Raw genomic sequence first — 15,242 nt, forward strand, 5'->3', positions numbered from 1 at the left:
AGCTCTCGACCCTACTCATCTCTTGATCTTGCTCTTGCTCTTGATCTTGCTCTTGCTCTTGCTCTTGCTCTTGATCTTGATCTTGATCTTGATCTTCGCGACTTCAGGAGGCCGAACGCAGGGCTTGCGGAGGGAGGTGACAGGCATGGATGCCTGTCAAGCGCTGGGCCCCAGGATGGGGCCTACAGCGCGGTCCTCCCGGGAGCAAGACCGGAGTGAGGGAACCCCGAAGCGCAGCGTAGGGGCCGTATGAATGGAGCGCAGCGTTTTTTGGTTACTTTTTGTCGCGTTTGACAAAAAGTGACTCGCCGTAATGGCGAAAAGGTGATTAAGCGTCGCCATCGCCAATGGAGTATGCTCTCTTTCAATACCCACACTCAGCAATAAAACTTCAAACTTCAAACTTCAAACTTCAAACTTCAAACTTCAAACTTCAAAGCGTGGGCGCATACTGCAGGTTGGTATACATTGGCGAGGGTGGCGCACAGTCACCTTTCCGCCCTTACGGCGGCTCACTTTTTGTCTTGTCAAAAAGTAAGCAAAAACCGCCTGCTCCTATCATCCGGCCCCTACGCTGCGCTCCGGGGTTCCCTCGCTCCGGGCTTGCTCCCGGGAGGACCGCGCTGCAGGCCCCATCCTGGGGCCCAGCGCTTGACAGGCATCCATGCCTGTCACCTCCCTCCGCAAGCCCTGCGCTCGGCCTCCTGAAGTCGCGATCTGCGGCGCCTGAGCTACCGCGCGCTTAGAAGCAAGAGCAAGAGCACTGCAACTGCAACTGCAACTGCAACTGCAACTGCAACTGCAACTGCAATATATAAACTCAATAGATGAGTTGACGCTTGCAAATCCTTTGAATACTAACAGTTCTATGTATGAGCGGCCTTGCGCCGCGATGGGCCGCGCAGCGGCCCCAGTCATTAGCGCACTGCCTCAACGCTTGGAGCCGCTGCACGTTTATCCTACAGAAGACATATACCGTGGCAAGTTTAGAATTCATCACCGCTACGGTTCCATAACCCGCTCAAGCTCCGCTGCCCGCTCTCGGGTCATGTCCATCAGGCAGGTCCCACCCTCCAGCTGCGCCATGGTGCCGCCGCTGGCCTTGCGGTGAAACTGGCAGTTGCCATCCCGATAGACCAGCCATTTGCGCTGCACATCACGCAGGCTCTTTTGCTGATCCGCCGCCAGTTTACCCATCAGCTGCTTGTAGACGCGGTTCAGGCGTTGATCCTGTACCTGCGTCTCAGCCTTGAGGCATTCACCCATGGCCAGGGTACTGGAGGCACCCTCCATACAGCGGGTATAGGCTGGAGAAGGTTCGGCGGCGATCGCCAGCGTCGTGCAGCACGCCAATGCCAGCCCCGCCAGGTAGTGCTTGATCATGCAAACTCTCCTTGAGTGTCAAAGCGTCTGAGGCTGCTCCGGCGGCATCAATACCCTGCTCGGCTCGAAGCGCAACGACGGCATCTGCGTGGCGGCATACAACGTCACCGCCAATGCCGCAATCAGGGTAACGTCCGCCCAATTCCACCCAGGCATATCAGCGGCCTGGCGCGCTTTCAAACAGTACCAGCCCTGACCAAGGCAAAATACCAGCATGGCTGCCATCCACACATAGAACCCTGCCGCCAAACCTGTCAGGTCGTGAAACTCATAACTCTGATTGTCCGGCAGGCGGTCGATACCCAAACTGGTTGCCGCCAGATACAGAGCACAAAGCCCTAGCAGCAGGGCCAAGCGGCGAAAGCGCCGATGCGCCAGAATGGCCAGGGCGAGCAACGGATTGGCGAACCACTGGCTCAGCCCGAAGGGTACCCCCCAAGGCCCGTACAGCAACATCTGCAGGGCGGGCATGTGGTGGCCATCGCTCATCGAGGCGCCATCGAAGCACAGAGCGACCAAGTACAGCAGGAGCGTGATACTGAGATAAAAAGCGGGCAAAGGACACCTGGGAGGACGGTACAGGGGATGACCATAACCCATGTCATCCCCCGCTTCCAAACTGGGTGTTCGCAGTCTTTCAAGCCACCGGCGGTTCGAGCAGCAGCCCGTAGATGCCCGAGTCGGATAGCTCACCGCCTACGCACCAGCGCGCCCGCAGGGTGCCCTCCAACACAAACCCCTGGCGCTCCAACGTACGCGCCGAGCCTTGGTTGCGAGGGTCGATCTCGCCTTCCAGGCGGCGCATGTGCAGGGTGTTGGCGATGTAGTCGATAAAGCACGTCAATGCTTCATCCATATACCCCCTTCCCTGCACGGCGCTGGCCAGGCAATAGCCGATCTCACCTCGCCGGGAGGTGTCGTCGATGTTGAACAGTTGAACCATGCCAATCAGCTCGCCGTTGTCCCGGCGATACATGCCAAGCTTGAGTTGCTCTCCATTGGCATACGCCTCACGATCAGCTGCCAGTGCGCTCTGGGCTTCAGCCAGACTCTGCCAGGGCGCGTGGTGCCAGTACCGCATGACTTCCGGGTCGGCCATGATCGCCAACCACTTTGCCGCATCTGCGTGGCGCATGGGGCGCAGGTAAAGGCGCGGGCTATCGAGACACAGATCACTCGGGAAACTTCGGGGTGGGGTCACGCCGGCTCACCTGTCCATTACTGGGTAAGATGACAGTTTAGCGTCAAGCGCGGCGTTCAGGCATTGCAAAATGCCACGGCGGTGCACAGTCGACAGTTAGGACACTACTAAGCGAACCTCTACATGCCGACTTAGGCGACCTCAGCCCCATCATCGGGCCAATGGGGCTCATTGGCCCCAGGCGGAGTCAATGGCGGTAGACCGTAGGCAGCCCGGGCGGTATCACAGCGTGGGTTGTGTACGCCCCCTTCCCACGACGCCTCGAACTCGCGGCAGGTGCTGGAACGGTTGGCGTAGATGGCGCAGGCAACGCCTTGCCCCACCTCGCCCTGCAGGCTGGTACAACGGCAGGGCTTGGCGTCGGTGCCAATCATGGCCACCCGAGACGGACTCACCTGCACCACCAGATCGTCAGGCACCACACCGCCGGAGGACTGGCATTCACCCCAGAAGAAGGACACACGGAAATACCCGCAGCAAGCGCCGCAGTCAAGGCAAGGGTTATATTCGGACATGATTGCACGGAAGGAAGGTGGTTGAGATCGGGGCTGGCCCGAGCAGCCATTCTCGGGCCAAGCGGGGGTGATTGAATAGAGGGGCAGAAAAAAATAACTGCAGGCGATTGACTGTCACCAGACACCCTCTCCCCCCTCGGGTCAAGTTAGCGCAACGCTTTATAGGTATCCCCATCGCACTGCGTCAGGCCAAGACCTGCAGCTGGGCAATAGGGATCGCCGCGGACATGGCTGAAGGTCGTTTGCCGGGTGCCTTGATGTAACAGCCTGTCGTCACGGCTACCTTCGGTCACGACGGTGTAGGACTTGCGACGCATTGCTTGGTACTGGTCTTCACAGTCCGCCATTGCCTTGTGATAGCCCATCACTTGTTCCTCACTCAAGTCCAGGCACTTGGCCAATTCGACACCCCAGCGCCTGAGGCACACTTCGGCGTAGTGCCTGACCACCAGGCCCGGCTCGACCAGCACTTGGCCGCTGCCAGCACCGTCAACCGACGCGTTCCCCACCAGCGTCGCATGCCGACCCGGCATGGGAAACACGCCTATCCGCGTACCGGGCTGCACGTCTGGCACCACACAGGCGAACCCTTTGGAGCGTTCGTCACGGGAGTAGAACCCTACGTACTCACGCACATTGGCCGACAGCATCACGCGCTCTGGCTGCACATTGCCAATGCCTGGAACCGGGTCAATGGTAAAAATATTGACCGGGACATCGCACAGCTCAGGGTCCTTGGCCATGGCATTGGCCAGCATGTGGCAGCTGATGCCGCCGCGGCTCCAGCCGACCAGGTTGACCTGTGTAGGCACAAGCGGCTTACGAAACAGATGAATGATGCGTTCCTGTAGTGCCTGCGGCGTGGGTTGGCGGTCACCGTAGTCATAGGTTCTCCAGAACCACGAAGCGGTCGAAGCCACTTCCGGCACAGGGACGCCGGCATCTTTGAGCCGCCTATATTCGGCCTCGCTCAGTTTGGTGCGCTGCCAGCGGCTTTCGCCTTTGATGATCTGAAGCACATGGCTGACGTTTTCTTCCCAGCCGCGGCCAAACAACTGCCCTGTCCAGTTGTAATAACCGCCGGGATCGACGAACAGGCTGTCGTCCTGAAGATTACCGCTGCCCGGACCGTCGACAGCGACCCAGTGGGCAAACTCGCGGCCCTGGTCATGGCTGGCCAGGGTCGAAACCAGTTCGCCATTCCAGAAATTGGTGTTGGTGTCGTCGAAGCGATGGGAACCTGTCCCACAGAAATAGGCGGTAAAAACACTCATGTCACTATCGTCGTGAAAGAAATGAGTGCCGAAATTAACCAGTTCGCGAGACAGGGAACATACGGAAGTCCGCCCCGCCAGTGAGCGCAGCGCTGCCGCCGGAAAAACCAGCGGCAGGCCGTCGAGGGCTACTTGCGCGCCAGCCCGTCAGCCCGAAACATCTGGCGAATCCCGCGAATGGCCTGACGGATCCGATCCTGGTTTTCGATCAGGGCGAACCGTACATGGTCGTCACCATAGTCGCCAAAGCCGATACCTGGCGAAACACACACCTTGGCCTCGGCGAGGAGTTTCTTGGAAAACTCGAGCGAACCCAGGTGTGCATACTCAGGCGGGATCTTGGCCCAGACGTACATGGACGCCTTGGGGTTCTCGACCATCCAGCCCAACTCGTGCAAGCCCTTGACCAGCAAATTGCGACGCTGACGGTACTGCTCGGCAATATCCCGTACGCACTGCTGATCCCCTTCCAGCGCTGCGATGGCAGCCACCTGCAAAGGCGTGAAAGTACCGTAATCGTGGTAACTCTTGATGCGCGCCAGGGCGTTGACCAGTTCGGGGTTACCGACCATGAAGCCGATCCGCCAGCCGGCCATGTTGTAGCTTTTAGACAAGGTGAAGAACTCCACCGCAATGTCCTTGGCGCCAGGCACCTGCATGATAGACGGCGCTTTCCAGCCGTCGTACACGATGTCGGCATACGCCAGGTCGTGCACCACCAGCACGCCATATTGCTTGGCCAATGCCACCACGCGCTCGAAGAAGTCCAGCTCCACGCACTGGGCGGTCGGGTTGGACGGGAAGCCGAGAATCATCATCTTGGGCTTGGGGATGGACTCGCGAATGGCCCGCTCAAGCTCGTTGAAGAAGTCCACGCCCGGCACAAGCGGAACAGAACGCACCTGGGCTCCGGCGATCACAGCGCCGTAGATATGAATTGGGTAGCTGGGGTTGGGCACCAGTACCGTATCGCCTTGATCCAGGGTGGCCAGCATCAGGTGTGCCAGGCCCTCTTTCGAGCCAATGGTGACGATAGCCTCTTCTTCAGGGTCTATGTCGACCTCGTAGCGCTCCTTGTACCAGTTCGAGATGGCGCGACGCAGGCGTGGGATGCCGCGGGATGTGGAATAGCCATGGGTATCCTCGCGCTGAGCGACCTGCACCAGCTTCTCGACGATATGCGGCGGCGTGGCGCCATCGGGGTTACCCATGCTCAGGTCGATGATGTCCTCGCCACGGCGGCGGGCAGCCATCTTGAGCTCGGCAGTGATGTTGAAGACGTAGGGCGGGAGACGATCGATGCGCGCAAAGCGGCGCGGCAAACTTGGATTAGCCATGGTTTCCTCTGAAAACGTAAGCGCCCGGAACCGTCCGAGCGACGCTGGCCGCATGGGGCGGCCTGATTCAGAAGATAATGCCGATAGAGACGGCTTGTAAAGGGTAATTTACTGTTTTTTTGGATTTATTCAGGTGCATTTTTTGCCAGCTGAACACGGATAACCGCATGCTGGTAAGCCAAAAACGAAAACTTGTGTACCGGGCACGTCACCTGACTTACCAGCGACAGGCCCCGCATAGGCAAAAAAAAACCCGGCACACAGGCCGGGGTTTTCGTGAAGCAGGCGTGGTTTCAGCGTGCGTAGGTCATCAGCACGTCAGCAGCCGTCTGGCTGTCCACACCCATCATCAGGCTCAAGGCCATGACGGTAAGGATGGAAAAGCCAAACACTTTGCGTGCCCACTTGCTGTCATCTTCGGCCTTGTAGCCACCCCATGCCATGTACAGCCAGTAAAGGCCCATGGCAGCTGCCACGGCCATGTAGCCGAGGCCGGCGTAACCGCCGAGGGTGAGCATCAAGGTCGCAAGCACGAATGCCAGCACATACAGCACGATCTGTTTTTTCGCAGCCAGGATGCCGCGCGCCACCGGCAATACCGGAATGTTTGCGGCACTGTAGTCCTTGAAGCGGAAGATGGCGATGGCAAAGCTGTGCGGCATCTGCCAAAGGCTGAACATCACCAGCAGGGTCACAGCCGCCAGGTCGAAGTTATTGCTGACAGCGCAATAGCCAATGACAGGCGGCATGGCACCGGACAGGCTGCCGACCAAGGTGCCGTGCACCGATTTACGCTTGAGCCACAGGCTGTAGAAGCCCACATAGACCACGAAGCCGATCAGTGCGCAGTACGCGGACAAGGGGTTGGCCTGGACGTAGAGCAAGCTGAAACCCGCCACCCCAAGCAGGGTGGCATAGATCAGCGCGAGGGGCAGTGACATGCCACCCTGTACCATCACGCGGTTCTTGGTGCGCTCCATTTTCTGGTCGATGTCGCGGTCGATGCAGTTGTTGAATGCACAACCGGACGCCACCACCAGGGAAGTACCAACGACCACTGCCAGCAGCAGGGCGAAGTCCACATGGCCCTTCGCGGCAAGGAAGAAACCGCCTGCCACGGAAAGCACGTTACCGAAAATGATCCCCGGTTTGGTGATTTGGATAAAGTGCTTAACGGACATGCAGTCTTACCTCACTTGGCCAGCATTTCGGCGTGGATGCTGAACATGATCCACAGCGACAGGCCAACCAGCAGCGCGATCACCATGACGGTGAACAGGAACGTCGATACGTTGTTGCGTTGCCCTTTCGAGCGGTCCATGTGCAGGAAGTACACCAGGTGTACCACCACCTGGATCACGGCCATGGCCACAACGACCAGAACGGTCAGGTTCTTCGGCAGGCTTGGGAACATCACCAGGCCGAACGGGATCGCGGTCAGGATGATCGACAGGACGAAACCGATCATGTACGACTTGACGCTGCCGTGGCTGCCTTCGTGATGAGTGTCGTGTGCGTTAGCCATTACAGAACCCCCAGCAGGTAGACGACGGTGAATACGCAGATCCAGACCACGTCCAGGAAGTGCCAGAACAGGCTCAGGCAGCTCATGCGGGTCTTGGCGGTCGGCGTGATGCCGTGCTTGTTGATCTGGTACATCATGATTGCCATCCAGATCAGACCAGCCGTCACGTGCAGACCGTGGGTGCCCACCAGGGCGAAGAAGCCCGACAGGAAGCCACTGCGGTTCGGGCCGAAGCCTTCGCCGATCAGGTGATGGAACTCGTAGATTTCCATCGCGATGAAGCCTGCACCGAACAGGAAGGTCACAGCCAACCAGCCCAGGACGCCTGCCTTGTTACCGGCGAACATCTTCAGCATGGCGAAGCCGAAGGTGATCGAGGACAGCAGCAGGAACAACGTTTCAACAGCTACGAAATCGAGCTGGAAGATGTCATGACCCGACGGGCCGCCGGCAAAACTGCCGGACAGCACCGCGTAGGTGGCGAAGAGCGACGCAAACAGGATGCAGTCGGTCATCAGGTACAGCCAGAAGCCCAGTACGGTCATCTGGCCCGAGTCGTGGTGGTGATCGTCGTGCCCATGGTCGTGACCATGAGCACCGTGCATTACTTGACTGGACATTGATTACACCCGCTCAAACGATTCGACACGTGCACCGGCAGGCAGAGCACCTGCATTGGCCAACGCTTTCATGCGCTCGCCTTCGATGCGCGCCACTTCTTCGGCCGGAACCATGTAGCCCTGGTCGTCACGCGCAGCGTGGCGAACGAAGACAGCGATGGTTGCAACCAGGCTTGCGCCGACCAGCCACCAGATGTGCCAGATGAAAGCGAAGCCGAAGATGGTCAGGAACAGACCCATGAACAAACCGGTAGAGGTATTGCTCGGCATGTGGATCGCTTCGTACTTGCCCGGCACCTTGTAGGCAACACCGGCTTCCTTGGCTTCGTGCCAGGCATCCAGGCCAACCTTCTCAGGCATGTGGGCGAAGTTGTAGAACGGAGGTGGCGAGGAAGTCGACCATTCCAGGGTACGGCCGCCCCATGGGTCGCCGGTCACGTCCAGGTTCTGGTGACGATCGCGAACCGATACGAACAGCTGGATCAGCTGGCAGGCGATACCGAACAGGATCAGCACGGCACCAACCACGGCAACGTACAGGTAGGGTTCCCACAGTGGGTTGTCCGAGTGGTTCAGACGACGGGTCATACCCATGAAGCCCAGTGCGTACAGCGGCATGAACGCCACGTAGAAGCCCGAGATCCAGAACCAGAAGGCAGCCTTGCCCCACTTCTCGTTCAGGGTGAAACCGAAGGCTTTCGGGAACCAGTAGGCGAAGCCGGCGATATAGCCGAATACCGCACCACCGATGATCACGTTATGGAAGTGGGCGATCACGAACAGGCTGTTGTGCAGCACGAAGTCAGCACCCGGTACAGCCAGCAGAACGCCGGTCATGCCACCGATGGAGAAGGTGATCATGAAGCCCAGGGTCCAGAGGATCGGCGCGGTGAAGCGCAGACGGCCCTGGTAGATGGTGAACAGCCAGTTGAACAGCTTCACACCCGTCGGGATGGAGATCAGCATCGTCGCCAGGCCGAAGAAGGTGTTGACGCTGGCGCCGGCACCCATGGTGAAGAAGTGGTGCAGCCAAACCGCAAAGCCCAGAACAGCGATCGCACCCGATGCGTAGATCATCGCGTGGTGGCCGAACAGACGCTTGCCGGCGAAGGTGGAGGTGACTTCCGAGAACACGCCGAAGGCCGGCAGGATCAGGATGTAAACCTCAGGGTGACCCCACGCCCAGAACAGGTTGACGTACATCATCGGGTTCCCACCAAGCTCGTTGGTGAAGATATGGAAGTCCAGATAACGGTCAACGGTCAGCAGTGCCAGTGCAGCGGTCAGGATCGGGAACGAAGCCACGATCAGGACGTTTGCCCAGGTGCAGGTCCAGGTGAAGATAGGCATGTCCATCAGCTTCATGCCAGGTGCGCGCATCTTCATCACGGTGACGAGGAAGTTCACGCCTGTCAGTGTCGTACCCAATCCTGAGAGCTGTAGCGCCCAGATGTAGTAGTCGACACCCACGCCCGGACTGTACTGAATGCCCGCGAGCGGCGGATAGGCAACCCAACCGGTCTTGGCGAATTCACCAACGCCCAGCGAGATGTTCACCAGCAGCACGCCTGCCAGCAGCAGGTAGAAGCTCAGGGAGTTCAGGAACGGGAAGGCCACGTCACGTGCACCGATCTGCAGAGGAACCGCAAGGTTCATCAGGCCGGTGAAGAATGGCATCGCCATGAAGATGATCATGATCACACCGTGGGCGGTGAAGATCTGGTCATAGTGTTCAGGCGGCAGGTAGCCTTCGGAACCACCGGTGGCAACAGCCAGCTGGGTCCGCATCATGATGGCGTCGGCAAAGCCGCGCAGCAGCATGACCATCGCGACGATGATGTACATCACCCCGATTTTCTTGTGGTCGACGGTCGTCAACCACTCGGTCCACAAGTAGGACCACTTGCGGAAGTAGGTGATTGCACCAACGACAGCGATACCACCGAGCGCGATTATGGCGAGTGTCACCATGACTATCGGCTCGTGATAGGGTATCGCCTCCAGGCTTAATTTACCGAACATCTCTTACTCCTCTGCACCGGCAGCTGGTTGCATACTCGATTCCACACCCTTGGTAGTGGCCAGGTCTTTGCTGCCAGCTTCTTCGTGGCTCGAACGACCGCGGTTCATGCCTTCGTACTTGTCGACGATCAGCTGGAACTGGTCAGGCGAGGCCTCGCTATACAGCGTGACTGGGTTGTTTTCGCTTGGTTTGGCCAAGGCTTCGTATTCGGCCTTGTCCAGCTTCTTCGGCGACTGCTTGACTTCGGCGACCCACTTCTCGAAGTCTTCCTGGGACGTGGCAGTAGCCTTGAATTTCATGCCGGTGAAGCCAGCACCGCTGTAGTTGGCGCTGATACCGTCAAACACGCCGTTTTCGTTGGCGATCAGGTGCAGCTTGGTGGTCATGCCCGCCATGGCATAGATCTGGCCACCCAGGCCCGGGATGAAGAACGAGTTCATCACGGCGTCGGAAGTGACGCGGAAGTTGACCGGGGTATTGGCCGGGAAGACGATCTTGTTGACCGTGGCGATACCTTGTTCCGGGTAGATGAACAGCCACTTCCAGTCTAGCGCGACGACGTCGATCTGCACGGGCTTCACGTCGGAATCCAGAGGACGGTACGGGTCGAGCTTGTGGGTGGACTTGTAGGTCACGTAACCCAGCACGATGATGATCAGGATCGGGATGATCCACACCGCAGCCTCGATCTTGGTCGAGTGCGACCAGTCCGGGGTGTAGGTGGCTGCCTTGTTGGAAGCGCGATACTTCCAGGCGAACACCACGGTCATGATGATGACTGGCACGACGACCAGCAGCATCAGGCCGATTGCGATCAGGATCAGGTTCTTTTGCTCAATGCCGACCTGTCCCTTCGGGTCGAGCAGGGTCCAGTTGCACCCACTGAGTAAAAGCATGCCTAAAAAGGGCAATATGCCAAACAGTCTGGGGTAACGCTTTTTACTCATCTCACGACCTCTAGATCAGCTTGCTTCAATGCAATTGGTGTTTGGTAGCCAACACTTCGTCCAACCAAGTGAGGCATTGCGCGCCCGTACCCGCTCCTGCCTGGGCCCGACTGCAGGACCTTGGCTTCAAGCGAGTTAGCGGTGCTTTTGGTTTTGTAGGCAAAGGCCTGTATAGCAGACCAATTCCATTTGGTGCGGAAAACGCGGAGGGGGGTCCGCCCGGTATCGCCGTTGGGCGAAACTTGACGAAGTCAGCAAAAAGGAGCGCTGGGGCTTCCTTCAATCCTGCGACTTGCAAGCAGTGCCGAACGGAAATTGGGGGCGATTGTAGATAGGTCGCCAACCCTTGACTATGACTTATTGAGCAACAGTCCTTTACAGGTTCTGTAACAATAGCGCCGAAAAATTCAACTTCGCGACACTTTGTCGCACCCCTGGCTATAGCCCTGCAACCCGCATCCAGCAAGGGCTACAGCTTGATCTGGATCAACTTGCCAGGGGTTTTCGTACCTCGATGAAGCCCGCGAAAACCTTGTCGTATTCAGGGACTTTTGTCTAAGGACGGCGACGGTTGCGGTAGATGCCAAGTGGCACCAGCAACGCCGTCAGGACGAAGGCGATCAACGCCCATTGCGCCAGTGAAAGGCCCAGCACCGGTGGGTAAGGCGTGCTGCAGAAACCGTCCACCTGAAACGCCAGCGGCCAGACCTTGGCCAAGGGCAAGTCATCGACGATGGGCTGCAGCGTATCGATGCCACAACTGACCATGGGGTTGGCGAGTATATACACATGGTTGCCGGCTGCAATGATTCCGCCAATGGCGCTGACCACGACCAGTGCCTCGAAGAAGGTCAGGCTGCGTCGCCCGGGCATGGCTGCGGCCAGGAATGCGAAGACGGCGATGCACAGGAGCGCATAGCGCTGAAGAATGCACAACGGGCATGGCGCCTCGCCCAGCACCACCTGCATGTAAAGGGCGCCACCGATCAGCGAAACGCAGATCAGGCCCAACAGTACCAGAAAGCGCCGTTCCCGATTCAGGCGCGATGTTTGATCATTCATTGCCGGTTCCTTGGATGGATAGTCGCAGCGTAGTCCGCCAGCCTGGCGCAATTCTACACAGACGCCGGTTGCCTGGGCGCTTCGCCTTCATGGATACATATTCCAGGCGACAATGGGGTGTGGCTCTGACCGGGCGTTGGCAGGACGGTTCAACGAGGGGCAGCAAAAAAGTGAAGCTACCGGACAGGCCGCAGTTGCCGCCTGCTTCTCGTTCAGCAGGAGTGAATGGCAGCTGGGTTAATGCAGGATTAACGCAGGACTCAAGCATTGCCCTGACGGATTTCGTGAGCACGGCGAGGGGCTGCTTTGCAGCCCCTGATGACGGCCGACCATCGCGTAGCCGTTACGCTTCTTTATATATAGTCACTAGGCGTTAAAACGCTTACACCAGCGCCGCGGCCGGCCCGAAGAACTCGTAGCGGGTCTGCCGCTCGGGCACGCCCAGGGCCAGAAGCTGGCGTTTGACCGCGGCCATGAAGGGCTTCGGCCCGAGGAAGTAGACGTCCACGTCGCGTTCACGAGGGAGCCACTCGCCCAGCAGATGCTGGTCCAGCAAGCCCACGGCATTGGCGTGGGCGGCATCATCCGCTTCGGCGTAGCAGTAGAAACGCTTGAGTTGCGGGTGCTGCGCTGCCTGGGTGTCGAGCCACTCGCGAAACGCATGCACCTGCCCGTTGCGCGCGCAGTGAATGAAGTGCACCGGCCGGCCGGTCGGCAAGGCCGCCTCTAGCATGGCCAGGGTAGGCGTTATGCCCACGCCCCCGCTGATCAGCACCAACGGCTTGTCACTGGCGGCCAGTGTGAAATCACCGGCTGGTGGGAACAATTGGAGGGTGTCACCTACCATCAGGTGGTCATGCAGGTAGTTGGAGACCGTGCCACCCGATTCGCGTTTGACGCTGATCCGATATTCACCACCGTCGCACAACGCGGAAAGCGAATAGTTGCGACGATGCTCTACACCATCGATCATCAGCCTCAGGCCGATGTACTGCCCAGGTTCGGCCTTGAGCACTGGCTTGCCGTCCACTGGGGTGAAGTAGAAAGAGACGATTTCGCGGCTTTCCTCCACTCGCCGTGCCAGTCGGAACTCGCGGGTCCCTCGCCATCCGCCGTCGGCCTCTTCTTTTTGCTTGTATAGGCTTTCTTCAGCATTGATGAGAATGTCTGCCAACTGGCCGTAGGCTGCGCCCCAGGCGTCGATCACCTCGGCCGTGGCAATGTCCTTGCCCAACACTTCCTCAATGGCCCGCAACAAGCAGCGGCCAACGATCGGGTAATGCTCGGGCAGGATCTGCAACGCCACATGCTTGTTGATGATCTGGCCCACCAGACCGCCCAACTGTTCGAGCTGGTCGATATGACGGGCATACATCAGCACGCCATTGGCCAAGGCACGCGGCTGGTCACCGCTGGCCTGGTGCGCCTGGTTGAACAGTGGACGTACCTCGGGGTACTCGTTGAGCATCATTTGGTAGAAATGAGTGGTCAGTGTCTCGCCGCCGGTTTCCAGCAATGGAACGGTGGCCTTGATGATCGCACGTTGTTCGGCATTGAGCATTGCAGCAACTCCTGAGCCATGGGCTTCGAATGATGCCTGGGTCATTTCACCATTCGTGCCAAGTCCAGGGCCCTGCAAATTCGGGGGCTTCAAGCCCTAGCATGTCAAAATGACACAGGATGGCTTATAGTCAATTAGACACACAGGAGTCCCTATGACTACCAAGCCATTGCTTACCGCCTTGCTGCCACTGGTCAGCGACCTGTCCCGCGACCTGCCCGATCAGGAGCGCTATCGCCGTTTACTGCAAGCCATGCGCAGTCTGCTGCCCTGTGACGCTGCCGCCTTGCTCCGGCTCGATGGCCAATGGCTAGTGCCCTTGGCCGTGGACGGCCTGAGCCCAGATACCGTTGGCCGTCGCTTCAAGGTCAGTGAGCACCCACGTTTTCAGATTCTGTTGAGCAGCCCCTCCCCTACCCGCTTTGCCAGCGACTCCGAGCTGCCGGACCCCTACGATGGCCTGGTCAATACGCCGGACGTGGACCTTGAGGTTCACGACTGCATGGGTTGCCCCTTGATGGTCGATGAGCGCCCGTGGGGGCTGGTCACCCTCGATGCCCTGACGCCCGGCCAGTTTCAGAGCCTGGAGCTCGACGCCTTGCAAGCCTTTGCCAGCCTGGCCGCTGCCACCGTGACCGTGGCCGAGCGGATCGAACGCCTGGCCCTGCGCGCAGAAAACGAGCATCAGCGAGCAGAGGTGTATCGCCAGGCCAGTGGTCAGGACCGAGAGCTGATCGGCCAGAGCCCGGCCCACAAGCGCATGCTGGAGGAAATCCGATTGGTGGGCAGCAGCGACCTCACCGTGCTGATCACCGGCGAGACCGGGGTGGGCAAAGAGTTGGTAGCCCAAGCCCTGCACCAGGCGAGCAGCCGCGCCCACAAGCCGTTGATCAGCCTGAACTGCGCAGCGCTGCCCGACACGCTGGTGGAAAGCGAGCTGTTCGGCCACGTGCGCGGAGCCTTCACCGGCGCCCATGCAGAGCGCCGAGGCAAGTTCGAACTGGCCAATGGGGGCACGCTGTTTCTCGACGAGGTAGGCGAGTTGCCGCTAGCCGTACAAGCCAAGCTGCTGCGCGTGTTGCAAAGCGGGCAGTTGCAGCGGCTGGGCTCGGACCGCGAACACCACGTCGACGTGCGCCTGATCGCCGCCACCAACCGCGATCTGGCCGCCGAGGTGCGCAGCGGGCGATTGCGTGCCGATTTCTACCACCGCCTGAGCGTATATCCCCTGCATGTCCCCCCTCTGCGGGAACGAGCACGCGACGTGCTACTTCTGGCGGGCTACTTCCTCGAACAGAATCGCTCACGCCTGGGCTTGAGCAGCCTACGTCTGGACGCGGACACCCAGGCTGCACTTCTGTCCTACGACTGGCCGGGCAACGTGCGTGAACTGGAGCATCTGATCGGCCGCTCGGCGCTCAAGGCGTTGGGCCGACAAACGGTACGTCCCAGGATTTTGTCCTTGACCGCTGCCGACCTGGATCTTCAGCCACTTGCTTCGCTGCCTGCACAGCTCGCCCCCGCCCATGAAACGGCGGTGCCGGAACTGGGTGCTGGAGGCCTGCGCCAAGCGCTGGACACCTACCAACGCCAGTTGATTCAGGCCTGCCTGGATCAACATCAGGGCAACTGGGCAGCCACCGCAAGAGTGCTCGAACTCGACCGCGCGAACCTCAGCCGCTTGGCCCGGCGGCTGGGCATTCGCTAGGGATGCCTCACAAAAGGATTAACCCAGAAAGCCTCTGGTTGGTCTGAACACGGCTGCTATATCTCCTAAACGCCCACGCCTCGACT

15 protein-coding genes are annotated in these 15,242 nt (G+C 59.3%); 1 reads left to right on the forward strand and 14 read right to left on the reverse strand.

Translation table 11 applies throughout. The annotated features are described in order from the left end of the window. Positions 1 to 15 precede the first annotated feature (15 nt). The 14 genes from B2J77_RS21740 to hmpA form a co-directional block, all read right to left on the reverse strand. On the reverse strand, positions 16 to 147 hold the full coding sequence (locus B2J77_RS21740) for a hypothetical protein (protein WP_267128930.1): 132 nt from the start codon (positions 145 to 147) through the stop codon (positions 16 to 18). 855 nt (positions 148 to 1,002) lie between these two features. Next, positions 1,003 to 1,383 (reverse strand): lysozyme inhibitor LprI family protein, encoded by a 381-nt coding sequence (locus B2J77_RS17080; RefSeq protein ID WP_058639711.1) that lies wholly within the window; start codon positions 1,381 to 1,383, stop codon positions 1,003 to 1,005. Positions 1,384 to 1,401: 18 nt separating this feature from the next. After that, positions 1,402 to 1,941 (reverse strand): hypothetical protein, encoded by a 540-nt coding sequence (locus tag B2J77_RS17085; protein WP_078479083.1) that lies wholly within the window; start codon positions 1,939 to 1,941, stop codon positions 1,402 to 1,404. 79 nt (positions 1,942 to 2,020) lie between these two features. Further along, positions 2,021 to 2,584: a GNAT family N-acetyltransferase gene (locus tag B2J77_RS17090; RefSeq protein ID WP_058606020.1), complete on the reverse strand. Its 564-nt coding sequence runs from the start codon at positions 2,582 to 2,584 to the stop codon at positions 2,021 to 2,023. A gap of 131 nt (positions 2,585 to 2,715) precedes the next feature. Continuing rightward, positions 2,716 to 3,099: a YkgJ family cysteine cluster protein gene (locus B2J77_RS17095; protein ID WP_058606019.1), complete on the reverse strand. Its 384-nt coding sequence runs from the start codon at positions 3,097 to 3,099 to the stop codon at positions 2,716 to 2,718. 146 nt (positions 3,100 to 3,245) lie between these two features. Continuing rightward, entirely contained in the window at positions 3,246 to 4,373 is a 1,128-nt protein-coding gene (locus tag B2J77_RS17100; RefSeq protein WP_058639708.1) for a hypothetical protein, read from the reverse strand. A 128-nt stretch (positions 4,374 to 4,501) separates the two neighbouring features. Continuing rightward, positions 4,502 to 5,710 carry an alanine transaminase gene (gene alaC / locus B2J77_RS17105; protein WP_058639707.1) on the reverse strand — a complete coding sequence of 403 codons (1,209 nt, stop codon included), beginning with the start codon at positions 5,708 to 5,710 and terminating at the stop codon, positions 4,502 to 4,504. 293 nt (positions 5,711 to 6,003) lie between these two features. Then, positions 6,004 to 6,891 (reverse strand): heme o synthase, encoded by an 888-nt coding sequence (cyoE, locus tag B2J77_RS17110; protein ID WP_058606016.1) that lies wholly within the window; start codon positions 6,889 to 6,891, stop codon positions 6,004 to 6,006. 11 nt (positions 6,892 to 6,902) lie between these two features. Continuing rightward, positions 6,903 to 7,235, reverse strand: a complete 333-nt coding sequence (cyoD, locus tag B2J77_RS17115; RefSeq protein WP_058606015.1) for a cytochrome o ubiquinol oxidase subunit IV — start codon at positions 7,233 to 7,235, stop codon at positions 6,903 to 6,905. Continuing rightward, positions 7,235 to 7,855 carry a cytochrome o ubiquinol oxidase subunit III gene (gene cyoC, locus B2J77_RS17120; protein ID WP_058606014.1) on the reverse strand — a complete coding sequence of 207 codons (621 nt, stop codon included), beginning with the start codon at positions 7,853 to 7,855 and terminating at the stop codon, positions 7,235 to 7,237. Before cyoC ends, cyoD begins: the two co-directional genes overlap by 1 nt. A gap of 3 nt (positions 7,856 to 7,858) precedes the next feature. After that, positions 7,859 to 9,877 (reverse strand): cytochrome o ubiquinol oxidase subunit I, encoded by a 2,019-nt coding sequence (gene cyoB / locus B2J77_RS17125; protein WP_058639706.1) that lies wholly within the window; start codon positions 9,875 to 9,877, stop codon positions 7,859 to 7,861. A gap of 3 nt (positions 9,878 to 9,880) precedes the next feature. Next, positions 9,881 to 10,825: a ubiquinol oxidase subunit II gene (gene cyoA, locus B2J77_RS17130; RefSeq protein ID WP_058606012.1), complete on the reverse strand. Its 945-nt coding sequence runs from the start codon at positions 10,823 to 10,825 to the stop codon at positions 9,881 to 9,883. A gap of 555 nt (positions 10,826 to 11,380) precedes the next feature. Then, a complete protein-coding gene (locus tag B2J77_RS17140; RefSeq protein WP_058639705.1) occupies positions 11,381 to 11,887 on the reverse strand; it encodes a disulfide bond formation protein B in 507 nt (168 codons plus the stop codon). Positions 11,888 to 12,269: 382 nt separating this feature from the next. Then, on the reverse strand, positions 12,270 to 13,448 hold the full coding sequence (gene hmpA / locus B2J77_RS17145) for an NO-inducible flavohemoprotein (RefSeq protein WP_078479084.1): 1,179 nt from the start codon (positions 13,446 to 13,448) through the stop codon (positions 12,270 to 12,272). Positions 13,449 to 13,602: 154 nt separating this feature from the next. Here hmpA and norR point away from each other — a divergent pair, with 154 nt between their 5' ends. Continuing rightward, positions 13,603 to 15,156 (forward strand): nitric oxide reductase transcriptional regulator NorR, encoded by a 1,554-nt coding sequence (gene norR / locus B2J77_RS17150; protein ID WP_058606010.1) that lies wholly within the window; start codon positions 13,603 to 13,605, stop codon positions 15,154 to 15,156. Positions 15,157 to 15,242: the final 86 nt, after the last annotated feature.

This window comes from Pseudomonas parafulva, assembly GCF_002021815.1.
Taxonomy (GTDB): Bacteria; Pseudomonadota; Gammaproteobacteria; order Pseudomonadales; family Pseudomonadaceae; genus Aquipseudomonas; species Aquipseudomonas parafulva_B.